Raw genomic sequence first — 23,681 nt, 5'->3', positions numbered from 1 at the left:
AGACATTTAAATTGGATTGCGATTGTGAAGCCAAGCATGACCTTTATAGTATATGTTATTACATAAATTATAGGGTCATTTTTTATTTTGGCATGAATTTGCTGAAACGGATATAAGAAAAGATGAGGCCAGTCTTGGAATATATCATTTGGAAAGGGACATACATGAAAATTAAGAAAAAACTTAATAATAATGTAGCTGTCGTAACAGATAAAACTGGAAACGAAATCATTGTCATGGGGAAAGGAATTACTTATGACAAGAAAGCAGGAGACTGCATTGATGCAGAACAAGTGGAGAAACAATTTGTTCCATCGAATAAAGATTTTTCAATGAAATTTCAAGAAATATTATTGGATATTCCTGCAAAATATTTAGAAGCCAGTAATTGTATTATTGAACGGGCGAAGAAATATTTGGATGCAGAAATAGATGATAATATCTACATTTCATTGACAGATCATATTTATATGGCGGTAAAGCGTTATCTGGATGGAATGCAGGTTCCAAATCCATTATTATTGGATATTAAACGATTTTATAACAGGGAATATGAGATTGGATGCCAGGCATTGGAGATTATTAAAAATCAGCTGAAAGTAGAACTGCCAGTAGACGAAGCAGGCTTTATAGCATTTCATTTTGTAAATGCACAGCAGAACATGGAGTCTTCCAAAATGGTTGGTATCATGAAGCTTGTAAAAGAGATTACGAACATTGTAAAATATCAGATGGGATTGGACTTTGATGAGGAATCAGTGTATTATTATCGATTTATCACACATTTGAAGTTTTTTGCCCAGAGGCTGTTTTTAGAAAACAAGCAATATACAGATGATAACAATCCATTATATCATATTGTAAAAGAACAATATAAAAAGGCGTTTAATTGTACCCAGTCAGTTGTGAAATTTGTGGATAATAAGTACAATTATAAGATATCCAAAGAAGAACAGTTATATTTAACAGTACATATTGAAAATATTATAACGAAAAGTAAAAAATAATTGGATTGTAACGATTAATTAATTCAAATCGGCGAAACCAAGAGTCTTTGTGGACCCTTGGTTTCTTATTTTTTAAGGAGAAATAATATGAGCGATAATAAAACTTTAGGAAGAAAAATCATAGAGGCAGCGGGAGGTGCCGAAAATATCAAGTTAATTACAAACTGTGCGACGAGATTAAGAATGTATATTAAAAATGTATCAAAATATGATGAAGAGACAATTAAGAAAATTGATGGTGTTATGGGAACATCAATTGTTGGAGATCAGTATCAGGTTATTGTAGGACCTAAAGCGATTCATTTATGCAAAGCAATACAGGATGAATATGGAATTGCAGGAGCAGGAAAGAAACAGGAGAAAGCCAAAGGAAATATTGTAAACAGATTTTTGGAAACGGTTTCTGGTTGTATCGCACCGTTAGTTCCAGCATTAGCAGCATCAGGTCTGATCAAGGTATTATTGACAATTTGTTCTATGCTGAATCTGCTTCCAGAACAAAGTCAGACATATGCGTTATTAAGTACAGCATCAGATGCAGTCTTTTATTTCATGCCAATTATTCTTGCATATACATCTGCCAAACGCTTTCAATGCAATGAAGTATTGGCGATTGTAATTGCTGGAGTGTTATTGCATCCTGATTTTGTAAGTATGGTAACGCAGACACAGGAACAACATATGGCGATTCATTTTTTAGGACTGCCAGTGACACAGACAAGTTATAATGGAACTGTTGTACCAATTATCCTGACGGTATGGGTGATGTCATATATTGAGAAATTTATCGATAAGATCCTGCCAGAAGTTGTGGTACATTTATTCAGACCATTATTAATTGTTTTATTTATGACACCGATCGCATTAATTGTAACAGGACCCGCAGGAGCAATCTTTGGACAGGGATTAGCAGTCGTATTACAGGCAATTTTTGCAAAAGCAGGATGGGTTGCACTTGCATTAACATTACTTGTAACAAGTTTCTTATGTATGACAGGTATGCATCTTGCATTGATTCCAGTAGCAATGACATCCATAGCAGAAGTTGGATATGATGAATTTGTATTAGTTGTATTTTTATGTTTCACATTATCTCAGGGAGCAGCTGCACTAGCAGTTTTATTAAAAACAAAGAATTCTAAATTACGCCAGTTAGCAATTCCGGCAGCGATTTCTGGATTATTTGGTGGTACATCAGAACCAGCATTATATGGAATCAGTGTTAAAATGAAAAAACCATTATATGCTACGATCATTGGATCAACAATTGCAGGAATTTATGCAGGAATTGTACATTTAAAAGTTTTCGCATTTGGATTGTTTTCAGTAGTAGGAATTCCAGGATATTATAGTGCAAAATATTCAAGCAATTTACAGCATGCGATCATCACGTCAGTACTTACGATTGGTATTACAATGATTGCTGTCTGGATCTTAGGATTTGATGACAGTGTTTATGATGATTATGATGAAGATTTTGTGGAAGATACAGATTCAGCACAAATTATATTAAATGGAAATGTCAATGACTCAGAAATTGTCAGTGTGACATCAGGAAAGATTGTAAAACAAGAAGATATTAAGGACGAAGTATTTTCAACAGGAGTGATCGGAAAAACTATAGGAATTGTATCAAATGATGGAGTTTGTTATTCTCCAGTCGATGGCAAAGTCGCATCTGTATTTCAGACAAAACATGCAATGGCATTTAAAAGCAAAGAAGGAACAGAAGTTTTAATGCATGTTGGAATTGATTCTGTGAATTTAGAAGGCGAGGGATTTAAAGTTTTTGTAAAAGAAGGAGATACTGTAAAAAAAGGACAGAAAGTATTAACATATGATAAGACAGTATTTGAAAAAAATAATATCGATGAAACAACTATTATGGCAATTTCAAATACACAGGATTATGAAGATATACAAATGTTAGCGAAAGGAGAAGAAACTATAGCAGGAGATCTGATTTTTATAACATTAGCAAAGGAGAATTAGATGCGGAAGTATAAAGAAGAATTAGTGACGAGATTACAGAATGATTCTAAAACTGTAACGGAAAATGGCGTAGATTTCATCATAAAACCTATTCCAGAAATCGAAAAGACATCAGGAATGGATCCAAGAATGTTGAAAGCGGCGAAAGATAAAATTAAAAAGCTAGCAACAGAATTTTCTATTGATACGTTTCAATTATACGAGGAACGTTACAGACCGGATAAAAAGAATTATGATCTGACAGAAGGTGCAATTAATACAAAGCAGAAATTAATTCAAGTAAATGAACATTATATTAATACATTTTTTTATTATCCTAAGAATAAAGAAAATATGCCGGTTGTTCTATACATTCATGGTGGAGCATTTATGACAGGCGATCATACACAGTTTGAGAATCAATGTAAATTCATAGCGGAGAAAGCTCAGGCATGTGTTATTTTTCCAGAATATCGGTTAGCACCAGAAAATCCATTTCCAGCAGGAATTGAAGATGTATCTGAGATTTTAAATTGGATTTATGAATATGCGGACGAATTGAACGGAGATAAAAACAAAATAGTGGTTGCTGGAGACAGTGCAGGTGCCAGTATTGCAAATGCATGCGCCTTGATAGATAAAGAACATAAAATTCGTTTGTTGTTCGAGATTTATCCATGTTGTGATATTAACAACTCAAACAATTCAGAAAATCCATGGGATGTGAGTTATTATGATATTCCAGAAGATGAAGAAATATATGTTATTGGACGAATGAAGAGATTAGATAATTCCGGGAAAATGATGAGGGAATTGTATTTGGGGAAAGAAGAATTTGAGAATCCATATGCATCAATTATTTACCAGAAAGATTTATCTGATTTTCCACCAATCATTACGGTAGTAGGCGAGTATGATTTTTTAAGATTCAGTACAGATATATTTACTAAAAGATGTGCAGAAAGTGGCAAGCTAAAAAGAACAATAAGATATCAGGGATGTGATCATGGCTTTTTTGATATGATTGGAGTTATGCCGCAGGCAGAAGATGTGATTTTGGAAATGGCGAAAGATATTAAGGATCTGTAGATTTGTAGATTATAAAAATAAAATTATTGTAAATCAGACAATATACCCTCCCCTTTGGTTACAAAGTTGTGCCAGAGGGGATTGTTTTTATATTTTATCCAGTTATAATTGAAAAAATTGAACATTGTGTGAACTCCCTGAATTCATTGATAATTCGATAGCTTTGTGGTATAATAAGCGCCGGATATTATATCTGTATCGTATTGGCAGATATGTAAAATGTAACTATGTATTTTATGAAGGAGATAATGAAATGAAGAAATTAGCAAAGAGACTGCTTTGTCTAACCGCGGTTCTTGCTTTCACTGCTTCTCTTCTTACAGGATGCAAAAGCAAGAATGAAAAGACTTTATTTGAGTATGCGGGACAAGAAGTTACGTTTCAGGAGGCTCATGTGTATGCAAGAATCATGCAGTATCAGGCAGAAGCCCAATATGGATCTTACTTTGGAGACGACATGTGGTCTGTTCAAGTGGGAACGGACAGCAAAGGTAAGAAAATTACCATGCAGCAGTCCATTAAGAGCAGCGTTATTAATCAGTTAAAACAGATTAAGGTGCTGGTGGCTCATGCAGATGATTATAAAGTAAAACTTACAAAAGATGAAAAATCACAGGTGAAAGAAAATGTCGATGCGTTTGTGAAAGATGAGACCGGAAAGAAAGTCATGAAAAAGACAGAGGCAGACAAAGACACGATTACAAAGCTATATGAAGAAAGCACGATTGCAAGCAAAGTGATGCAGGCAATTATTGATAAAGCCAAGGTCTCTGTTACAGACGAAGAAGCAAAGACTGTGAAAGTATATAAACTGGTGTTTACAAAGAAAACAACAGATAGTAAGACCGGAAAAGAAAAAGACATGACAGCCAAAGAAAAGAAAAATCAGCTAACAAAGGCAAAATCTGCATTGAAAATGATTAGAAACGGCGAGAGTGTCAGCTCTGTGGCGAAAAAATTCAGTGTCAATACAGATAATGAAGAATCCTACACAAAGGGAAAATCTCAGTTAGGAGATCAGTTTGAAGCGGCAGCAGCAAAACTGAAGAAGAATCAGGTGAGCGGTGTTGTTGAGACAGACGATGCTTATGTGATTATTAAGATGCTGAATCCAAATGACAAGTCAGCGATGGCAACCAATAAATCTACATTGCTCCAGGAAAAACAGCAGGCGGCATATGAGAAAGTCTATAAGAAATGGACCAAAGACGCGGATAAGCAATGGGATGATGAAAAGTCTGTTGATCAGGATTTGTGGGATGAGGTTACATTTAAATATAAAGCAACAACCACAACTTCTACAACGACGACAACAACAGCAAAATCTAAAACAACAACAGAAGGTAAATAGAAAAATCCGTAGGATTTTCTATAAAATTATATAAAATGGCACAGAATATTCTGTCGTACAATTTTCTGCATATTTTTTGCAGAAATTTATCGGCAGAATATTTTTTTGCATTTTTTTTGAAATATATCAAACTGTTTTTTTGAATAAGGCAATGTTATACTTCAATTACAGGTGAGGTGAAAAAATGAATAAGAGATCTCGAGAAATATTATCTCAGCTAATTACAAAAACTGAATATAACCAGACTCTATCAATCCAAGATTTAGCAAATATGTTTAAAGTATCCAGCAGGACAATTCGATATGATATCAATCAAATTAACGAATTTTTAATGGAGAATTGTCTGGAACCGCTGAATTTAGGACACCGGGGAGTGATTGAGACAAGGAGGGATATTAAAAAGGCAAGGGAAATACTTCAGGAGGAAGGCTTTTATTCTTTTAAGCTTTCCAGAGAAGAACGCAATATCTTTACGGCAGTTTTGCTGATTTGTACAGATGATTATATCACGTTATCTGAGATTGCAGACTGGCAGTTTGTAAGTCGTTCCACTGTCATTCAAGATCTGGACTATGTTAAAACATTTTTCAGAGAACATCATTTGTATGTTCTCTCCCATTCCAACAAAGGGTTGCTGTTAGAAGGAAGAGAAATAGATCGAAGAAATCTTTTAATGGATATGATCCAATCAGGTAGCAACATTTTTAAAGAACAGCCGATTATACAGCATTTAACAGATTGTCTTTCTAAAAATATGGAGATCAATTTAGAGGATATTTCCAGAATTGAAAAGATAATTAACGAGGCAGAGCATATTTATGGCAGAATTCTGACAGATCAATCTTTTGTGCAGCTCCGAAATTATTTTGAATTTTCTCTGTACCGTATAAAAAAGGGACATTATGTAGAAGGAAGTATGGAGGAGAAGAATAGTAAGTGGGCGATGGCAGAAGGGTTAATCCATCAAATTGAGAGATTTATTGTCAAAGAAGTACCGGAAACGGAAATATATTTTGTGGCAGATATATTAAATCGTGTAAAGTACATTAGGAAAGTAACCAGCAATCAGGAAATTGTGAAGATGCAGGTAATTACACGAACGTTTATTGAACAGATTTCCAAGGATATTAAGATAAATCTTCAGGGAGATTACATTTTCTATGAAAATCTCATTAATCATTTAGAATCTACATTTCAGACTATGGGGGATGGGGTTGCTCTCAGTGGTGTTGTAGATGAAGTGCTGCAGCGATATCCGGAAGTGAAGGAAGCTACAGAGCGAAATGTAAATGTATTTGAAGAATACATTGGAAGGACTCTTTCAGAGGAAGAAATTGCATATATCGTTGTTCACATTTGTGCAGCGATTGAACGCAATAAAAATGAAACCATCCGCTATTCTGTGATTTTAGTTTGCAATGGAGGAATCGGGACATCACAGCTTCTTCTGGCAAGGCTTGAGAAATTTTTCCATCTGGATGTGTTGGATGTTATTCCTGCCCATGATATTAAAAATATGAACATGGAAAATGTCGATGTAGTTATTTCCACGATAGCGTTGGAAGAATATGAAGCTGAATATATCCAGGTGGATCCGCTTCTGACAGATGAGGACTGCATTCGAGTGGGAGAAAGACTTTCAAAGATTAAGCCTAAGATGTCGGCGAGGGATACAATGTTAGAACAGCATTCAGGATCGTTAAAGTCCATGGAATGTATTCGGGATATTTTGGAAACATCCGATACCAGTGAGAAAACAATTGAAAAAATACAGATGATTGTAGATGCTTTTTTTCAGAAAAAAGAGGAAACGATGCTTTCAGATCTTCTTCCGGCACAGGCCATTGAGGTTGGAGTGGAGTGCAGTGACTGGGAGGAAGCGATTCGGGCTTCGGCAAAATATCTGTTAAAATGCCATGCAATTAATGAACATTATGTAGAAGCAATGATCCAAAATGTAATAGAGAATGGACCTTATATTGTTTTGGCACCGGGATTTGCACTTCCCCATGAGGCATTAAATGCAGGTGCTTTTGAAGTCGGAATGAGTTTGATTCGATTAAAAACCCCGATTCCGTTTGGGAAAGAAGAGATGGATCCAATTGAATGGGTATGTTGTTTAAGTGCTATTAATAAGGAGACCCATTTAAAAGCAATGTTTCATCTGGTGAATTTATTTTACAATCCATCGTTTCGGGACAGGATTCAAAAATGCAGTACGGGGGATGAAATTTATAAAATAATTGAACAATTTGAGTATGAAATGAGGTAAGACAATGATTTGGGAAGATTTAGATGAAAATTTAATTGTGCCGGATCTGAATGCCGGAAATTCGGAAGAGGTATTTCGGATCATGGGCGGAAAGATGATATCGGAAGGCTACTGTAAAGAAAGTTATGTGGATGCCTTAATTGCGAGAGAGAAGGATTTTCCTACCGGAATTAACATGGGGAAAATCGGGATTGCGATTCCTCATACGGATAAGGATCATGTAAGAAGGGGAGGTGTGGCCATCGGCGTGTTGAAACAGCCGGTACAGTTCTTTCAGATGGGCACCACAGACGAACCGGTCAATGCAAAGCTGATTTTTATGTTGGCGGTGGAAGACCCCAAAGAACATTTGGTGTTTTTGCAAAGGATTCTTATGGTACTTCAGGATCAGAAGGTTCTTGCGAAAATTATAGAAACAGAGGACAAAAAACAAATTATTCAGATTATCAAAGAAAAGGAAAACAGTTTGTAACTGTGAGAAAGGAGTTTATTTATGTCAATGGTTAATATTTTATCTGTATGCGGTTCAGGAACTGTAACATCATCTATGGTAGCGGCAAAATTAAAAGAAAAATTAGGTGAAAGAGGCTATTCGGTATCAACAACAGAAGCAAGACCTACGGAAGCACTGAATCTGGCACAGTCCGGAAGGTTTGATATTATTACGCACACAAGCCCTCTGCCGGACGGAGATTATGGAATTCCGGCAGTTAATGCGTTTGCATGCATCACGGGAATGGGGGAGGATCAGTTCTTTGATGATGTTGTGGAAGCGCTGAAATCTGTTGGAAAATAAGGTGCGCATAAAAAAAGAGTGAAAATTATATAAGTGTTAAAAACAGAAAGGGAGGAACTTATGGTTGTATTAGAAACATTAAAAGCAGTGATTGATAATTTCGGATCAGCAATTGTTGTACCGTTTATCATCTTTATTATTGCCTTGATTTTTCGCGTAAAACCGGCAAAAGCATTTTTATCTGCTTTGTATGCGGGAGTATCTTTGGAAGGCTTCTCGCTGATTATCGGGGCGTATACACCGATTATTACACCGTTGGTACAAAATATGTCGGATGTTATGTCTAAGATTACGGGAGTAGAGTTGAATACTTTTGACGTAGGATGGCAGGCAACTTCTGTGGTGGCTTTTGCTACCAGTGCCGGTATGATTTATCTGGGACTTGGAATTGCATTGCAGACCATACTTTTCCTTGTAAAATGGACAAATATTTTCCAACCATCAGATTTGTGGAACAATTATTCTTACATTGTCTGGGGAGCTATGGTGATTTTTAAAACCCATAATTTTGTGTTGGGAATTGCATGTATGATTGTTTTAAATCTCTATAGTTTACTGATTTCTGAATTGGTAGCAAAACGGTGGTCTAAATATTACAATTATCCAAACTGTACAATTATCGCGATGCATAATGTGGAACCTGCCATTTTTGCCATAGCGATTGATCCTTTGCTGAATCTTTTGGGATTAAATAAAGTAAAATTAAATCCAAAATCCATAGAAAAGAAATTAGGTTTTATTGGCGAACCGATGACTCTGGGATTTATTTTAGGAGGTCTCATTGGAATTCTTGGAAGTGTTAATAAATTGGGATCTCTTGCGGGATGGGGTGATGTACTAACTGCTGCAATTGCTACTGCAGCGATTATGGCAATCTTTCCGAAAATTGCAAGTATGTTTGCGCAGGCATTTGCACCAATTACAGAAGCCGCCAGAGTTTTTATGGGAAAATCCGGGGACAGAGAATGGTATATTGCAGTAAACGATGCGGTTGGATATGGAGAACCTGCCACATTAACCAGTGGATTATTATTAATTCCGATTATGGTAATGGTTGCAACAATTCTTCCGGGAAATCAGGTACTTCCGGTTGTGGATCTTCTTGCCATTCCATATATGGTACAGGGATTGGTAGCCGTGTTTAAAGGAAATATGTCTAAAATTTTGGTAGCGGGAGTCATTTGGTTTAGTCTTGGATTATTAATGTGTACATATACAGCACCATTGTTTACCGAAGTAGCGAGAGATGCCGGATTTGCAATACCGGCAGGAGCTGCGATGATTACAAGCTTCAATATTCTAGGGAAGCCAATGCTTGGCTTTGTGTTCTTGGCATTCTTATCTGGAAGTCCGATATTTATTGGCATTGCGGTTGCCGTATATGCAGTTGGATTTTTTGTTTATAAAACGAAAAAAGCACAGATTATTGAATATTTAGACCGTCAGGCAGATAAAAATGATATGGCGAATGAAGGAAAAGGAGCGTAACAGATGAAGATTGATGTAAATGAATTTTTAAAGCCATGCAGCTGCGGAAGGAAACATGAAATCGTTGTCGATGATATTATCATCGACAGCGGTGCTATCAATAGGCTACCGGAAATCTTAAAGAGACCTGATTATAGAGAAAAAAAATCTTTGGTTATGATTTGTGATGAAAATACTTATGAAGCGGCAGGAAAGCGGGTAGAAAAATTAGTACCGGAAGTGAAAAAAATTATTCTAAAATCTGAAAATTTGCATGCGGATGAGCATGGAGTTGAGGCGGCAAAAAAAGAGTTAGATGGTATCGGAAATATTGATTTAATGATTGCAGTGGGTTCGGGAACGATCCATGATATTACCAGATATCATGCTTATGAAATGAAGATTCCATTTTTTTCTGTGCCAACGGCTGCCAGTGTTGATGGATTTGTATCAACAGTAGCGGCTATGACATGGCATGGGTTTAAAAAAAGTTTTACGGCAGTATCTCCGATTGTAGTCATTGCCGATACGGATATTTTTAAAAAAGCACCTTTGCGTCTGACAGCATCGGGAGTATCAGATCTACTGGGGAAATATACTGCGTTGGCAGATTGGAAGATTACACATCTTTTGACGGGAGAGTATATTTGTGAGGAAATCTGTGATATGGAGTATAAAGCATTGGACAGTCTAATTGCCAGCTTAGATGGTTTGACTGCCGGAGACACGAAAGCTTATGAAGATTTGATGTATGGTCTGCTTTTGTCAGGACTTGCCATGCAGATGACTGGGAATTCAAGACCAGCTTCCGGAGCTGAGCATCATATGTCTCATCTGTGGGAAATGGAAGTTATCAATGATTTTATCGATTTCTATCATGGAGAAAAAGTTGGAGTTGGTTTAGTTCTGGCCTCTAAAATTTATCATGAAGCAGCACAGAAGTTGATATCATCTGATGTTCAAGTAAAAGATCAGATGCCAGTAGAAAAAGAACTCATAAAAGAAAAATTTTCAAAACCGGGTATGTATGAAATAATTATGGAAGAAAATACACCGAATCTACTGGATGAAGTAAATTCTAAAAAATTAATACAATATAAAGAAGAAATTGCGGCGATTATTAACGAGATTCCAACAGCAGAAGAATTAGCTGCTATGATTGATAAAGTAAAAGGTGTAAAATCTTTGAAGGATCTTGGATTTGATCAGAGTTATCAAGAGAAAACAGCAATCCTTTCTCCGTATGTAAGAGCAAGAATTACTTTTATGCGCTTATTAAAGTTTTATGATTTCTATGAGGAGGTCATTTTATGTTAGAAGAGTTAAAACAAAAAGTTTATAAAGCAAACATGGAGCTTCCGGCAAAAGGATTAATTACTTATACATGGGGAAACGTTAGTGGAATTGATCGGGAACAGGGATTATTTGTCATTAAACCCAGTGGTGTTCCCTATGAAGAATTAAAAGTTTCGGATATGGTTGTTATGAATTTGGAGGGGGAGAAAATAGAAGGATCTTTAAATCCTTCTTCAGATACTCCGACTCATATAGAGTTATATAAGGCTTTTAAGAATTTAGGCGGAATTGTTCATACCCATTCTCCCTGGGCAACTTCATGGGCGCAGGCAGGGCGTTCCATTCCGTGCTATGGAACAACCCATGCAGATTATTTTTACGGAGAAATTCCATGTGCAAGAAGTTTGACAGAGGAAGAGGTAAACGGGGATTATGAAAAGAATACGGGACTTGTCATTGTTCAGACTTTTCAGGAGAAGGACCCGATCGATGTGCCGGGAGTGTTATGCGCCAATCATGGACCGTTTACATGGGGAAAGGATGCAGCTCAGGCGGTACACAATGCAGTGGTTTTAGAGGAAGTTTCAAAAATGGCGTATAGAACCGAGCATTTAACAAGACCGTTGCAATCGGCACCAAAGTATTTACAAGACAAACATTTTTTTCGCAAACATGGAGAAAATGCGTATTACGGTCAGTAATAACTGCCGTTTTACAATAAATGTTATAACGCAAAAGAAGGGAAAGGAACTTTGTGCACTACAACAAGGTTCCTTTTCCGGCAGAAAAGGAGAAAATGCATGAAAATTGAAGATAAGATAAAATCAATCAAAGGTTTTATTTTAGATATGGACGGAACCATTTATCTGGGGAATGAGTTGTTTGATTTTACGAAAGACTTTTTAAGTAAAGTACATCAAACCGGACGAGATTATTATTTTTTTACCAATAATTCTTCAAAAAGCCAACAGGTATACATTGATAAGCTGGAACATATGGGAATTGAGATCGAACCACGTCAGATGATGATTTCCAGTCATGTTATGATTCAATATCTAAAAAAGAATCATCCCGGAGAGAGTATCTATGTGGTTGGGACGCCGTCTCTTATTCATGAATTTAAAATATTTGATATGCCTCTGGTAGAACAAAATCCGGATATTGTAATTTTAGGATTCGATACAACCTTAACCTATGAAAAAATATCTAAGGCATGTCATTATGTGAGAAACGGTTGTACTTATTATGGCATTAATCCAGATTGGAACTGTCCTGTCGAGGGTGGAAATTTTATTCCGGATTGTGGGTCGATGGCAAAGATGATAGAAGCATCTACGGGGCATTTGCCAGAGTTTTTTGGGAAACCTTCAAAACATACTTTAGATTATATAATAGAAGAAACAGGATACTTGCCGGAAGAAATCGCAATTGTGGGGGACCGTTTATATACAGATATTGCTGTTGCAGATGGAAGTCCAGTGACTTCTATTTTGGTATTAACCGGTGAAAGTACCAGAGAAGATACAAAGAGAAGTACAATCAAACCAAATTTTATCATAGATTCCCTAGAGGAGCTCACGAATATTTTGTAGGAAAGGAGAATGGATGAAAGATTTTATCTTTCTTTATAATTTGTTTATAAAATTTTAGATTTCATATATTGATTATACGAAAGCTTTTGAATATACTAAGAACATAGTTTTTCATATATTTTTTAATCCTCTCTTTTTGAAATATAGCTGCCACACAAACTCTGAAAAGGTTTTGTGTGGCAGTTGCTTTATGTCAAAAGGTCACAGAAAATGATTGACAAAAAGATAAAAAAGTTTTAGCGTGTAGATACATGAAAGGAGAACGTGATGAAAGAGGCGGTGATTTTTGATATGGATGGGGTTATTTCGGATTCTGAGTATGTGAATGTAATGGCAAAGCACCGTCTTTTGCAGAGATTTGGCATTGATGTGGATTGGCATTATCATGATCAGTTTTTGGGAACTACTTATGAATTTATGTGGGAAAAGATGAAAGAAGAGTTTGGTCTGTCGGAGAGTGTTTCATATTACGTGTGTGAAGCCAAAAAAGAGAGAGATCAGTTAATTTTAAAAGAAGGGCTCCAGCCGATTCCGGGGGCAACGGAGTTGATTCATCGGATTCATAAGGTGGGAATTCCTATGGCAGTGGCGTCCTCATCTTCCAAAAAAACATTCTATCAAATTTATCAATGTTGAAAGTTCGCCAATATTTTCAGGGGGTAGTCAGTAGAGAAGAGTGTCAAAATGGGAAACCGGCGCCGGAAATATTTCTGAAAGCAGCATCCCTGCTGAAAAGCAAACCGGAAAATTGTGTTGTGATAGAAGATTCTGTCAACGGAATTTGTGCAGGGAAAGCAGCTGGGATGAAATGCATAGGATTTGCAAACCCGGAAGCTGTGAAGCAGGATTTGAGTTTGGCAGACCTCATTGTTTCCGATTTCAATCAACTAACCGCAGAGAAAGTGATTGCAGATTGATAAGGAAAAGATATTATAATTTATAAAAAGCGGCAAATGGATGATATGCAAAAAGATATTTCTGCTCTGGAAAAAATTGTGAAGCAAGAGAATATGTAGGTTTGTCAAACATTTGTTACACTGACTGCAGATAATTCTTCAAGACTTCGCGAGGTGATTTCCATCCAAGAGGTCGCATCGGAAAATTGTTATAATCCTTTCGGTTATACACTTTCAACTGTTTTGCAAAGTCATCGAAAGAGTGAAAAGTATGGGTAGCATAAAAGCGTTCATTATCTTTTCGGTGACTTCTTTCCACCTTGCCGTTATGCCTTGGCGTATAAGGGCGTATCAGCTTATGATGGATGCCGTGTTCTGAGAGGCGAACCTGAAAAAGAGTCGGCTTGTCTGAACCACCATGTGGTCCGAACCGCTTGGTGAATTCCTGTCCGTTATCGGTCTGAACACATTCGATTGGACAAGGAAATGCTCTGATCAGATGTTCCAGAAACTGTGCAGAGGAATAAGAACTGTGCTCTTCAAAAGCTTCCACGAAGCGCCATCTGGAATACTCGTCGATCGCAGTATATTGATAAAATTTCTGTCCTTTTGCTTCGTTTACAAGGCATACGGATGGTACGAATTTCACATCGATCTGGATGCGCTGACCAGGATAAGTCATCTGTTCATAAGGTTTTGCGATGTACTTAGGATTGGCAGGTTTGACTGCCATGATGCCCTGTTTACGCAGAAAACGGTATAAACCGGTAATGGAGCGGGAATAGCCGCGCTGCATGAGTTTTACCCAGAAGATGACCAGACCGGCATCGGGATTGCGTCTGCGCATATCCGTAATGAGTTTGATCTCTTGTGGAGTATGCTGGTTAGGATGATGGTGCGGTCTGCGGGAGCGGTTACGCAGAGATTCGATAGAGCCGTCATAACGGCGTTTCCACCGGTAGATATATTGCCGGTTGATCTTGTATTTGATGGCAGCTTTGGTGACTCCATATTTCTCAGCGTATTTAATAAGAGATAGACGATACCTCATATCTTGTGTTATACTTGCCATGCGAGGATGCTCCTTTCTGTATTTTTGTTTTGTGGTGATTCAAATATAACACAAAAAGAGCCTGTCCTCGCTTTTTAATTATTCAGTTGTAACATATGTATTGTAATCCTACAAAAAAAATTGTGAAGCAAGAGAATAACCATTGACGAATCTCAGAAACCGTGCTATAATCAGTACGCTAGACTTTAGCGTTGGAAGAAGGTCTTTTTTTTATGCCTTATTTTGCAGCTGTTTGAGAGTGGGAGAACTCAAGAACAATTGCAAATGAACAAACAAACAAAATGGAGGTGGAAGTTGTGCGCACAAGAGTAACATTAGAATGTACAGAATGTAAACAGCGTAATTACAACATGACAAAGGATAAGAAAACTCATCCGGAACGCATGGAAACAAAAAAATACTGTAAATTCTGTAAAAAACACACATTACACAAAGAAACAAAATAATTTCCGATAGTCTTTTAAGGAAGTGAAGTCATGGAGAAAACGAACAAAGCAAAGAAGACAAGTTGGTTTAAGGAAATGAAAGCTGAATTCAGCAGAATTATCTGGCCGACAAAAGAAAGACTTGCGAAAGAAACAGTCGTTGTATTGATCTGTGCTATTATTATCGGAATCATTGTTGCAGTTCTGGATGTTGGAATCCAGTATGGAATTCAAGCATTGGTTGGATAGAAAAGTAAGAAGTAAGGAGAGTTTATGGCAGAGGCAAATTGGTATGTTGTTCACACTTACTCAGGATACGAAAATAAGGTAAAAGCGAATATTGAAAAAACCATTGAGAACCGAAAACTTCAAGATGAGATTTTAGAAGTTCGCGTACCGCTTGAGGATGTGGTAGAAATGAGAAATGGTGTGAAAAAGCAAGTTTCAAGGAAAATGTTTCCGGGATATGTTCTGATTCATATGATTATGAATGACGATACCTGGTATGTTGTGAGAAATACCAGAGGTGTCACAGGATTTGTAGGTCCCGGATCAAAACCGGTGCCGCTGACTCCTGCGGAGATGAAACCATTGGGAATTCAGATTGGAGCAACACCAGATGAGACAGAGAAGAGAGAAAAAGTTGAAATCGATGTCGAAATTGGAGATATAATTGTTGTAACTTCCGGTGCTTGGGAAGGAACAACAAGTGCGATTACTGCAATCAATGAGAGTAAACAGACAGTTACCATTGAAGTTGATATGTTCGGAAGAGCGACTTCGGTGGAGATTGATTTCTTAGATATTAAGAAAGCGTAACGAAGAATAGAAATTACAGCAAGATTTCTATTTCAGACAAAGTGGGAGGGCTATCCCGTAATTACCACAATCATCAGGAGGTTAACGATTATGGCAAAGAAAGTAGAAGGTTATATCAAACTTCAAATTCCGGCAGGAAAGGCAACACCAGCACCGCCAGTTGGACCGGCACTTGGACAGCATGGTGTAAACATTGTACAGTTTACAAAAGAATTTAATGCGAGAACAGCAGATCAGGGAGATATGATTATTCCTGTAGTAATCACTGTATATCAGGATCGAAGCTTCAGCTTCGTTACCAAAACTCCGCCGGCGGCAGTTTTACTGAAGAAAGCATGTAAAATTCAGTCTGGTTCCGGAGAACCGAATAGAACTAAAGTAGCTACAATTTCTAAAGCTGATCTTCAGCAGATTGCTGAGACAAAAATGAAAGATTTAAATGCAGCTTCCATTGAAGCGGCTATGAGCATGATTGCCGGTACTGCAAGAAGTATGGGAATCACAGTAGAAGAGTAGTATTGAACACTGTATAAAATTTAAGACGAAAGTGGGAGGGTGAACTCCCGATATTACCACAGGAGGTATTTTAGAATGAAAAAAGGTAAGAGATATTTAGAGCTTACAAAATTGGTGGACAAGACAAATACTTATGATCCACAGGAAGCAGTTGCTTTAGTAAAAAAATTAGCCAATGCGAAATTTGACGAGACGGTGGAAGCTCATATTCGCCTTGGAGTAGACGGACGTCAGGCAGATCAGCAGATTCGTGGAGCAGTGGTACTGCCTCATGGAACCGGCAAACAGGTGAAAGTGCTTGTTTTCGCAAAAGATGCAAAAGCAGAGGAAGCGAAAGCAGCAGGAGCTGAGTATGTTGGAGCAGAAGAATTAATTCCAAAGATTCAGAAAGAAAACTGGTATGATTTTGACGTTGTTGTAGCAACTCCTGACATGATGGGGGTCGTTGGTCGTTTAGGACGTGATCTCGGACCGAAAGGATTAATGCCGAACCCGAAAGCCGGAACTGTAACAATGGACGTTACAAATGCAGTAAAAGAAATTAAAGCAGGTAAAATCGAATATAGATTAGATAAATCCAATATTATCCACGTACCAGTTGGAAAAGCTTCATTTACAGAAGAACAATTAGCGGACAACTTCCAAACGTTAATCGATGCAATTATCAAAGCAAAACCTGCTGCAGCAAAAGGTCAGTATTTTAGAAATGTAACGATTTCTTCTACTATGGGACCTGGAGTGAAGATTGATACAACAAAATTTGCTTAATTTTTAACAATTTCCCCTTTGTGAGATTCACAGAGGGGATTTTTGCCCCCTAAATTGGAATGAAGAGAGGAAAATGAAGATGAAAGACTTAACCACAGGGAATCCGTTTCAGGTTATTATGCGTTTTATGGTCCCCATGCTTTTTAGTATGATTTTCCAGCAGGTATACAGCGTTGTGGACAGTGTAGTTGCCGGAAAGTATTGGAGTGAATGCTCTTGGAGCAGTGGGAGCTTCTCAGCCTATTACTGCGGTATTTATTGCATTTGCAGTGGGGACAGGAATGGGAATGAATGTTGTTATTTCCCATTTTTTCGGAGCCAAAAAATATAAAAGAATGAAGAGTACCATTTCGACCTCTGTCATTGCGGTTTTGGTGATGAGTGTCATATTGACAGTTGCGGGAACCTTTGGGTGTGATGGGATGCTTGAAATGCTTTCAACTCCGGAAAACATTTTTTCGGATGCGTCTTTATACTTGAAAATATATGTGTGGGGTGTTGTTTTCCTGATGTTGTATAACGCAGCTACATCAATTTTTACAGCAATGGGAGATTCTGTAACTCCATTATTGTTTTTAATTTTTTCCTCTGTTCTGAACATAATTTTGGATGTTATGTTTGTGACGAGTCTGAATATGGGAGTGGCGGGAGCTGCCTGGGCAACATTTATTGCGCAGGGAATCGCTTCGGTTCTGGCGGTTGTGACAGTATTCTTTAAGGTTCAGAAAATCAAAACGGGAAAGTATCGTAAATTTCACTGGATTCTTCTCGGAAGAGTGCTGGCGATTGCTCTGCCAAGTATTATGCAGCAATCCTTTGTATCGGTGGGCCAGTTATTTGTTCAGGGAAGAATTAACAGCTTTGGCTCTGTGGTTGTGGCAGGATATTCTGCGGCATTCAAAATTCAGTTATTTGTACTGGCGGCATTGACAACTGTCTCCAATGCGATTTCAAGTTTTATTGCACAGAATCTTGGAGCAGGTAAGACAGATCGTGTAAAGGACGGTGTGAGTATCGGATTAAAAATAATTCTGGCAATGGCAGTTATGTTTTTTGCAGCCGGTTTTTTGATGGCAAAATCTCTGATGGGACTTTTTGTGGATGGAGCAACGAAGGCTTCATTGGATGGAATAAAAGTCGGAGCCGGATTTTTACACATTGTCACACCTTTTTATCTGGTGATCAGCATTAAATTTATTTATGACGGAGCTCTGAGAGGAATGGCGGTAATGAAAGCTTTTATGATTTCTACATTTACCGATTTGATTGTCCGGGTAGTATTATCCTTCTTGTTTTCTGTTCCGTTGGGATATATTGGAATCTGGTGGGCATGGCCGGTAGGATGGTCTCTGGGAGCGGTACTGTCCATATACTATGGAAGAAAAGAATTGAAAAAATTTTAAAAAATAATTGACAAGAGAAAAATATTGTGGTATTATATTACAGTATTACTGCCGAAGACAGCAGGTGCCGCATGGCGCAACGTAGATCAACCTGCCGAGGAGAGTTTTAGTTTTATGCTAATTATGCCCTTTGTCTTTGGAGACAGAGGGCTTTTCTGATATAAGAGTGCGGTGGTACACAAAATAAATCAAGGAGGTGCACCATTTCAATGGCAAAAGTTGAGTTAAAACAACCAGTTGTAAATGAGATCAAAGAGTTACTTACAGATGCTCAGTCTGCAGTATTAGTTTCTTACCGCGGAATCACTGTAGAACAGGATACTGCAATGCGTAAAGAGTTAAGAGAAGCAGATGTTGAGTATAAAGTTTATAAGAATTCAATGATCCGTTTCGCAGTAAAAGATACTGATTTTGAATCATTATCTGGAGATTTGACAGGACCTACAGCAATTGCTGTTTCTAAAACAGATGCAACAGCTCCTGCGAGAATTCTTGCAAAATATGCGAAAGATATTGAAGTTCTTGAAATGAAATCTGGTGTTGTAGAAGGAACGTTCTATGACAAAGACGGAATCCAGGTAATTGCAAGCATTCCATCAAGAGAAGAATTACTTGCAAAATTCCTTGGAAGCATTCAGTCCCCAATTACAAACTTTGCGCGTGTTATTAAGCAGATTGCTGAAAAAGACGGTGAAGGGGCAGCGGCTGAATAATTATCAGTGAGATTATTAGAATATTATTAGGAGGAAATTATAATGACAACTCAGGAAATTATTGAAGTTATCAAAGGTTTATCAGTTTTAGAATTAAATGAATTAGTAAAAGCTTGTGAAGAAGAATTCGGTGTATCTGCAGCAGCAGGTGTTGTAGTTGCAGCAGGAGCAGGCGCTGAAGGCGGAGCAGAAGAAAAAGACGAATTTGATGTTGAATTAACAGAAGTTGGCGGAGCTAAGGTTAAAGTCATCAAAGCTGTTCGTGAAATCACAGGATTAGGATTAAAAGAAGCAAAAGAATTAGTTGACGGAGCTCCTAAAGTTGTGAAAGAAGGCGCATCTAAAGCAGAAGCTGAAGATATCAAAGCAAAATTAGAAGAGCAGGGAGCAAAAGTAACTCTGAAATAATCAGGGACTTAAGTTCTTTTTATAATGAAAATGAAAGTGCAGTATTAGCTGAAAAGTTGATACTGCACTTTTTTCGTGATATAGTAAGGTTCTTATCTTTGTATATCATAGGTTAAGAAGGAGGCTGCTATGCGAAAGATTATTGATGACAATCGTCTGATTTACAAATGTTGTTATTTGTATTATATAGAGCGGAGAAATCAGACTGATATTTGCAGGATACTCGGACTGTCAAGGACCAGTGTTTCCAGGATGTTGGAGCTCGGGCGAAGTAAAGGAATTGTGCAGATCGAAGTCATAAATCCGGATGTTTTTGATTTTGGTGAAATTGAACAGAAGCTGCAGGAGAAATATCGTCTGAGAGAAGTTATTGTTGTAGAGGGCGATCCTCTGGATTCCAAGGAAAAACACAGGGACAGACTTTCTGAGGCCGCATTTACATTTTTATCAAATATCCTGGAAGATGGAGATTGTGTGGGAGTCAGCATGGGGAGAACGCTGCATCATGTGACTCAGGTAAAGCAGGAATATGATCTTCGAAGTCAAAATCTGCTGTTTGTTCCTATGTATGGAGGAATCAGTCAGAAGAGAACCAATCGTCTGGATGTACAATCCAATCGGATTGCAGTAGAATTTGCCCAGAAGTTTGGCGGTGATTATGTGCAGTTTCTGGCGCCGGCGGTATTTTCATCGAAACAGGTAAAGGATATTTTTTTGAACGAAGAAACAATCCGCTATATCTATCGTTATTTTAATAAACTGCGGATTGCACTTCTGGGGATCGGTGTACCGGAAGCCGGAAAAACCGGATTATTTTATGAAGGATATCTGAATGAGAAAATATTAAAAGAGTGCATGGAAAAAGGAGCTGTTGGAGAGACTGCCCTTCGTTTCTATGATATCCACGGAAACCGTCAGGCTTTTCGCCAGTTTAATGAGCGTGTTGTAGGAATTGAAGAAGAGCAGCTCCAAAATATTGAGATACGAATCGGAATTGCAGGTGGCAGAGATAAATCAGATGCAGTAGAGGGTGCCATACAAGCGGGGGACATTAATGTTCTAATTACCGACCTGGCATGTGCAAATAAAATGCTGGAATCTATGTAGGCAAATGTGGATATGCCTTGATTAAAAAAAACATTTAAACAAATGTTCTATAAATTAAATTGAAAATGACTATATAAAACCTTACAATAAAAGCATCAAAGGGAAACAACGTGAAGAGTAATATAAACGGAGGTAAGAACTATGAAAATTTCTCTGGGGTGCGATGAAGCCGCATATGATTTAAAGGTAGCAATCAAGGAACATTTGGAGAAACAGGGGCATGTGGTGGTTGATCAGGGAGCTGATGCCGGAGAAACTGTTTTGTATCCGGATATTGCCGTAAAAACATGTCAAGGCGTAACGGAAGGTGACTGCGATCGAGGGATTCTTGTTTGCGGAACAGGAATCGGAATGGCAATGACAGCCAATAAAGTTCCGGGAATTCGAGCTGCCGTCTGCCATGATCCTTTTTCTACAGAACGCTCCATTTTAAGTAATGATGCCAATGTGATGTGTATGGGGGCAAGGGTCGTTGCTCCGCAGCTGGCTCTGTACCTGCTAGATATCTGGATGGGACTGGAATTTAAAGATGGTCCTTCTACTCCGAAGGTAGAACGAATCATGCATTATGAACATGAGTTTTCAAAATAACGGAGGATATGAGTATGGATGAAATTTTAACAATGACAATGGAACAGATGGGAACGGCAAATTTTGACTGCAGTTGTGGAAAACATCACCGGATGGACATAAAGAAGTTGATCATGGGGAAGGGCGTTCTGCCTAAAATAAAGGAGATTGCAGAGCCGTTTCATGATGGAAAAATATTAATGGTCAGTGATAATCATACCTTTGCAGCGGCAGGAGAAAAGGTACTGGGGCTTCTGGAAGAAGATCATTTTCAAGTGAAAAATTTAGTTCTGGATTCCGGAGATGATATTTTGATTCCGGATGAAGGGGTAGTGGGAAAAGTGCTGCTGAATATAGAACGGGGAACGAAGCTTTTAATCGGAGTAGGTTCCGGAAGCATAAATGATACTGTAAAATATATTTCTTCCAGAACCTCCATTCCATATGTGATTGTATGTACCGCTCCTTCCATGGACGGATACGTAGCAGACGGCGCTCCGCTGATTTTAGACGGAAAGAAAATTTCCTTTGAGGCAACTCTTCCGTATGGAGTCTTAGGTGATACGGAGATTATGAAACATGCGCCTCAGAGAATGATTCAGGCAGGCTTTGGAGATGTTCTGGGGAAATTGACTGCGTTGACGGATTGGAAATTAGCCAAAGAATTAAATGGAGATTATTATTGTCAGACGTGTGTAACTTTGGTGGAAAGAGCATTGGAACGCGTTATCAGCCGTGTGGATGGACTGGCAAAACGGGAAGATGAAGCCATCTTGTTTTTGATCGAAGCGTTAAATCTAACCGGCGTGGCGATGGGGCTGATTGGGATTTCCAGACCGGCTTCGGGGGCAGAGCATATGCTGAGTCATTATTGGGAGATGGATTTTATTGCAAGAGGCAGATTTCCGGAGCTCCATGGGATTAAGGTCGGAATGGCAACACCGGTGATTGCAGAAATTTTCCAACTGATGAAAGACGATGTGCCGGAGGAAATCTTAAAGGATGCTCCGAGCAGAGCTTACTGTGAGGATTTGCTTGGCAGAGTGGAAGCTCCGGTGTCTCCGAAAGAAATCGGAATTGACAGGGAACTCTTTTATCAGAGTATTTTAAATGGATATAAAGTGCGGAACCGATACAGCATTCTGCAGTTGGCGGTGGAAAAAGGAAAGATTGAAGAAATTGCCAAAAAGGTAACGGACCGTATTTACGGAACAGGCGAATAAGCAGAGAACAAAGGAGGGTCATATCTATGAATCCTGTAGATCAGATTCGATGTTTCGTTCTGGATATGGACGGAACAATATATTTAGGAGGAGAACTCTTTGATTTTACCAAAGATTTCTTGAATCGAGTGAAAGATACCGGAAGAGAATACTATTTTTTTACCAATAATTCTTCAAAGAGCCAGCAGGCTTATATTGATAAACTGGCAGGAATGGATATTGAAATTCAGCCGGAGCAGATGATGATTTCAAGTCATGTAACCATTGAATATTTAAAGAAGCATCATCCGGGAGAATCAATCTATGTGGTTGGTACTCCGTCATTGATCGGAGAATTTCAGGCATTTGGGATGCCGTTGACAGAAGAAAATCCGGACATCGTGATTCTGGGATTTGACACGACTCTAACCTACGAAAAAATATCAAAGGCTTGTCACTATGTTCGGAATGGATGTACTTATTATGGAATTAACCCGGATTGGAACTGCCCGATGGAAGGGGGCACGTTTATTCCGGACTGTGGGTCCATGGCAAAGCTTATTGAGGCGTCCACAGGCAGATTTCCTGAATTTTTTGGGAAACCTTCCAGACATACATTGAACTACATCATTGAGAAAACCGGGTATCGGGCGGAAGAGATTGCGATTGTAGGAGATCGTCTGTATACAGACATTGCGGTGGCAGACGGCAGCGACGTAACATCAATTCTTGTGTTAAGTGGAGAGAGCAGTGCTGATGATGTGGAAAAAAGCGATGTAAAACCGGATATGATTGTAGAGTCCTTGAGCGATATTGCAAAAATGTTATAAAAATGTTAATACCAGTGGAGGTTCGTTGAGAGAACCTCCACTTTTTGTGATAGGTGCGCTTCGTCCTGTTCTTGCGATGAGCCGATTTTAAAAACAATTGTTTATATAGAA

Annotated in this window: 24 protein-coding genes, 1 pseudogene and 1 other annotated feature; of the genes and pseudogenes, 24 read left to right on the top strand and 1 reads right to left on the bottom strand. The window is 38.2% G+C overall.

Annotated elements, in window-relative coordinates:
• Positions 1-164 precede the first annotated feature (164 nt).
• The 12 genes and pseudogenes from licT to AC27EF_RS09445 all read left to right on the top strand — a co-directional run.
• Positions 165-1,007, top strand: a complete 843-nt coding sequence (gene licT / locus AC27EF_RS09500) for a BglG family transcription antiterminator LicT (RefSeq protein ID WP_487110514.1) — start codon at positions 165-167, stop codon at positions 1,005-1,007.
• 87 nt (positions 1,008-1,094) lie between these two features.
• Positions 1,095-2,999, top strand: a complete 1,905-nt coding sequence (locus AC27EF_RS09495; protein WP_487110513.1) for a beta-glucoside-specific PTS transporter subunit IIABC — start codon at positions 1,095-1,097, stop codon at positions 2,997-2,999.
• Positions 3,000-4,067, top strand: coding sequence for an alpha/beta hydrolase (locus AC27EF_RS09490; RefSeq protein ID WP_487110512.1), 1,068 nt, complete (start codon positions 3,000-3,002; stop codon positions 4,065-4,067). It begins immediately after the preceding gene.
• A 253-nt stretch (positions 4,068-4,320) separates the two neighbouring features.
• Positions 4,321-5,418 carry a peptidylprolyl isomerase gene (locus tag AC27EF_RS09485; protein ID WP_487110511.1) on the top strand — a complete coding sequence of 366 codons (1,098 nt, stop codon included), beginning with the start codon at positions 4,321-4,323 and terminating at the stop codon, positions 5,416-5,418.
• A gap of 184 nt (positions 5,419-5,602) precedes the next feature.
• A complete protein-coding gene (locus AC27EF_RS09480; protein WP_487110510.1) occupies positions 5,603-7,690 on the top strand; it encodes a BglG family transcription antiterminator in 2,088 nt (695 codons plus the stop codon).
• A gap of 4 nt (positions 7,691-7,694) precedes the next feature.
• Positions 7,695-8,162 carry a PTS sugar transporter subunit IIA gene (locus AC27EF_RS09475; RefSeq protein ID WP_487110509.1) on the top strand — a complete coding sequence of 156 codons (468 nt, stop codon included), beginning with the start codon at positions 7,695-7,697 and terminating at the stop codon, positions 8,160-8,162.
• A gap of 21 nt (positions 8,163-8,183) precedes the next feature.
• Positions 8,184-8,486, top strand: a complete 303-nt coding sequence (locus tag AC27EF_RS09470) for a PTS sugar transporter subunit IIB (RefSeq protein WP_487110508.1) — start codon at positions 8,184-8,186, stop codon at positions 8,484-8,486.
• A 60-nt stretch (positions 8,487-8,546) separates the two neighbouring features.
• Positions 8,547-9,974, top strand: a complete 1,428-nt coding sequence (locus AC27EF_RS09465; protein ID WP_487110507.1) for a PTS galactitol transporter subunit IIC — start codon at positions 8,547-8,549, stop codon at positions 9,972-9,974.
• Between the two features lie 3 nt (positions 9,975-9,977).
• On the top strand, positions 9,978-11,270 hold the full coding sequence (locus AC27EF_RS09460) for a sn-glycerol-1-phosphate dehydrogenase (RefSeq protein ID WP_487110506.1): 1,293 nt from the start codon (positions 9,978-9,980) through the stop codon (positions 11,268-11,270).
• Positions 11,264-11,950 (top strand): L-ribulose-5-phosphate 4-epimerase, encoded by a 687-nt coding sequence (locus tag AC27EF_RS09455; RefSeq protein WP_487110505.1) that lies wholly within the window; start codon positions 11,264-11,266, stop codon positions 11,948-11,950. Before AC27EF_RS09460 ends, AC27EF_RS09455 begins: the two co-directional genes overlap by 7 nt.
• Positions 11,951-12,049: 99 nt before the next feature.
• A complete protein-coding gene (locus tag AC27EF_RS09450; RefSeq protein WP_487110504.1) occupies positions 12,050-12,841 on the top strand; it encodes an HAD-IIA family hydrolase in 792 nt (263 codons plus the stop codon).
• A 267-nt stretch (positions 12,842-13,108) separates the two neighbouring features.
• A pseudogene (locus AC27EF_RS09445) lies at positions 13,109-13,645 on the top strand (HAD family hydrolase); the annotation flags it as partial.
• Between the two features lie 228 nt (positions 13,646-13,873).
• Here the strand turns inward: AC27EF_RS09445 and AC27EF_RS09440 are convergent.
• A complete protein-coding gene (locus AC27EF_RS09440; protein WP_487110503.1) occupies positions 13,874-14,809 on the bottom strand; it encodes a DDE-type integrase/transposase/recombinase in 936 nt (311 codons plus the stop codon).
• Positions 14,810-15,090: 281 nt separating this feature from the next.
• Here AC27EF_RS09440 and rpmG point away from each other — a divergent pair, with 281 nt between their 5' ends.
• From rpmG to AC27EF_RS09380, 12 genes are all read left to right on the top strand, one after another.
• Positions 15,091-15,255, top strand: coding sequence for a 50S ribosomal protein L33 (gene rpmG, locus AC27EF_RS09435; protein WP_274954264.1), 165 nt, complete (start codon positions 15,091-15,093; stop codon positions 15,253-15,255).
• A 30-nt stretch (positions 15,256-15,285) separates the two neighbouring features.
• Entirely contained in the window at positions 15,286-15,483 is a 198-nt protein-coding gene (gene secE, locus AC27EF_RS09430) for a preprotein translocase subunit SecE (RefSeq protein ID WP_487110502.1), read from the top strand.
• A 24-nt stretch (positions 15,484-15,507) separates the two neighbouring features.
• A complete protein-coding gene (gene nusG, locus AC27EF_RS09425; RefSeq protein ID WP_487110501.1) occupies positions 15,508-16,053 on the top strand; it encodes a transcription termination/antitermination protein NusG in 546 nt (181 codons plus the stop codon).
• Between the two features lie 90 nt (positions 16,054-16,143).
• Positions 16,144-16,569: a 50S ribosomal protein L11 gene (gene rplK, locus AC27EF_RS09420; RefSeq protein WP_412233198.1), complete on the top strand. Its 426-nt coding sequence runs from the start codon at positions 16,144-16,146 to the stop codon at positions 16,567-16,569.
• 75 nt (positions 16,570-16,644) lie between these two features.
• Positions 16,645-17,337, top strand: a complete 693-nt coding sequence (gene rplA / locus AC27EF_RS09415; protein ID WP_487110500.1) for a 50S ribosomal protein L1 — start codon at positions 16,645-16,647, stop codon at positions 17,335-17,337.
• A 188-nt stretch (positions 17,338-17,525) separates the two neighbouring features.
• Positions 17,526-18,740 (top strand): MATE family efflux transporter, encoded by a 1,215-nt coding sequence (locus tag AC27EF_RS09410; protein WP_487110499.1) that lies wholly within the window; start codon positions 17,526-17,528, stop codon positions 18,738-18,740.
• Positions 18,741-18,773: 33 nt separating this feature from the next.
• Positions 18,774-18,906: a sequence feature (ribosomal protein L10 leader region), on the top strand.
• 43 nt (positions 18,907-18,949) lie between these two features.
• A complete protein-coding gene (gene rplJ / locus AC27EF_RS09405; RefSeq protein ID WP_487110498.1) occupies positions 18,950-19,453 on the top strand; it encodes a 50S ribosomal protein L10 in 504 nt (167 codons plus the stop codon).
• Between the two features lie 42 nt (positions 19,454-19,495).
• Positions 19,496-19,861 (top strand): 50S ribosomal protein L7/L12, encoded by a 366-nt coding sequence (gene rplL, locus AC27EF_RS09400; protein ID WP_412233192.1) that lies wholly within the window; start codon positions 19,496-19,498, stop codon positions 19,859-19,861.
• Positions 19,862-19,990: 129 nt separating this feature from the next.
• Positions 19,991-20,968, top strand: coding sequence for a sugar-binding transcriptional regulator (locus AC27EF_RS09395; RefSeq protein ID WP_487110497.1), 978 nt, complete (start codon positions 19,991-19,993; stop codon positions 20,966-20,968).
• 141 nt (positions 20,969-21,109) lie between these two features.
• Positions 21,110-21,559: a ribose 5-phosphate isomerase B gene (gene rpiB, locus AC27EF_RS09390; RefSeq protein WP_487110496.1), complete on the top strand. Its 450-nt coding sequence runs from the start codon at positions 21,110-21,112 to the stop codon at positions 21,557-21,559.
• 14 nt (positions 21,560-21,573) lie between these two features.
• Positions 21,574-22,761: a sn-glycerol-1-phosphate dehydrogenase gene (locus tag AC27EF_RS09385; RefSeq protein WP_487110495.1), complete on the top strand. Its 1,188-nt coding sequence runs from the start codon at positions 21,574-21,576 to the stop codon at positions 22,759-22,761.
• A gap of 26 nt (positions 22,762-22,787) precedes the next feature.
• Positions 22,788-23,570 carry an HAD-IIA family hydrolase gene (locus tag AC27EF_RS09380; protein WP_487110494.1) on the top strand — a complete coding sequence of 261 codons (783 nt, stop codon included), beginning with the start codon at positions 22,788-22,790 and terminating at the stop codon, positions 23,568-23,570.
• Positions 23,571-23,681: the final 111 nt, after the last annotated feature.

The organism is Anaerostipes stercorihominis, from assembly GCF_057535655.1.
This window is presented reverse-complemented; position numbering and strand designations above follow the sequence as displayed.

Excerpts from the sequence above, each read along its gene's own strand:
- licT (WP_487110514.1), top strand. The coding sequence starts at position 165 with ATGAAAATTAAGAAAAAACTTAATAATAATGTAGCTGTCGTAACAGAT.
- AC27EF_RS09495 (WP_487110513.1), top strand. The coding sequence starts at position 1,095 with ATGAGCGATAATAAAACTTTAGGAAGAAAAATCATAGAGGCAGCGGGA.
- AC27EF_RS09490 (WP_487110512.1), top strand. The coding sequence starts at position 3,000 with ATGCGGAAGTATAAAGAAGAATTAGTGACGAGATTACAGAATGATTCT.
- AC27EF_RS09485 (WP_487110511.1), top strand. The coding sequence starts at position 4,321 with ATGAAGAAATTAGCAAAGAGACTGCTTTGTCTAACCGCGGTTCTTGCT.
- AC27EF_RS09480 (WP_487110510.1), top strand. The coding sequence starts at position 5,603 with ATGAATAAGAGATCTCGAGAAATATTATCTCAGCTAATTACAAAAACT.
- AC27EF_RS09475 (WP_487110509.1), top strand. The coding sequence starts at position 7,695 with ATGATTTGGGAAGATTTAGATGAAAATTTAATTGTGCCGGATCTGAAT.
- AC27EF_RS09470 (WP_487110508.1), top strand. The coding sequence starts at position 8,184 with ATGTCAATGGTTAATATTTTATCTGTATGCGGTTCAGGAACTGTAACA.
- AC27EF_RS09465 (WP_487110507.1), top strand. The coding sequence starts at position 8,547 with ATGGTTGTATTAGAAACATTAAAAGCAGTGATTGATAATTTCGGATCA.
- AC27EF_RS09460 (WP_487110506.1), top strand. The coding sequence starts at position 9,978 with ATGAAGATTGATGTAAATGAATTTTTAAAGCCATGCAGCTGCGGAAGG.
- AC27EF_RS09455 (WP_487110505.1), top strand. The coding sequence starts at position 11,264 with ATGTTAGAAGAGTTAAAACAAAAAGTTTATAAAGCAAACATGGAGCTT.
- AC27EF_RS09450 (WP_487110504.1), top strand. The coding sequence starts at position 12,050 with ATGAAAATTGAAGATAAGATAAAATCAATCAAAGGTTTTATTTTAGAT.
- AC27EF_RS09440 (WP_487110503.1), bottom strand. The coding sequence starts at position 14,809 with ATGGCAAGTATAACACAAGATATGAGGTATCGTCTATCTCTTATTAAA.
- rpmG (WP_274954264.1), top strand. The coding sequence starts at position 15,091 with ATGGAGGTGGAAGTTGTGCGCACAAGAGTAACATTAGAATGTACAGAA.
- secE (WP_487110502.1), top strand. The coding sequence starts at position 15,286 with ATGGAGAAAACGAACAAAGCAAAGAAGACAAGTTGGTTTAAGGAAATG.
- nusG (WP_487110501.1), top strand. The coding sequence starts at position 15,508 with ATGGCAGAGGCAAATTGGTATGTTGTTCACACTTACTCAGGATACGAA.
- rplK (WP_412233198.1), top strand. The coding sequence starts at position 16,144 with ATGGCAAAGAAAGTAGAAGGTTATATCAAACTTCAAATTCCGGCAGGA.
- rplA (WP_487110500.1), top strand. The coding sequence starts at position 16,645 with ATGAAAAAAGGTAAGAGATATTTAGAGCTTACAAAATTGGTGGACAAG.
- rplJ (WP_487110498.1), top strand. The coding sequence starts at position 18,950 with ATGGCAAAAGTTGAGTTAAAACAACCAGTTGTAAATGAGATCAAAGAG.
- rplL (WP_412233192.1), top strand. The coding sequence starts at position 19,496 with ATGACAACTCAGGAAATTATTGAAGTTATCAAAGGTTTATCAGTTTTA.
- AC27EF_RS09395 (WP_487110497.1), top strand. The coding sequence starts at position 19,991 with ATGCGAAAGATTATTGATGACAATCGTCTGATTTACAAATGTTGTTAT.
- rpiB (WP_487110496.1), top strand. The coding sequence starts at position 21,110 with ATGAAAATTTCTCTGGGGTGCGATGAAGCCGCATATGATTTAAAGGTA.
- AC27EF_RS09385 (WP_487110495.1), top strand. The coding sequence starts at position 21,574 with ATGGATGAAATTTTAACAATGACAATGGAACAGATGGGAACGGCAAAT.
- AC27EF_RS09380 (WP_487110494.1), top strand. The coding sequence starts at position 22,788 with ATGAATCCTGTAGATCAGATTCGATGTTTCGTTCTGGATATGGACGGA.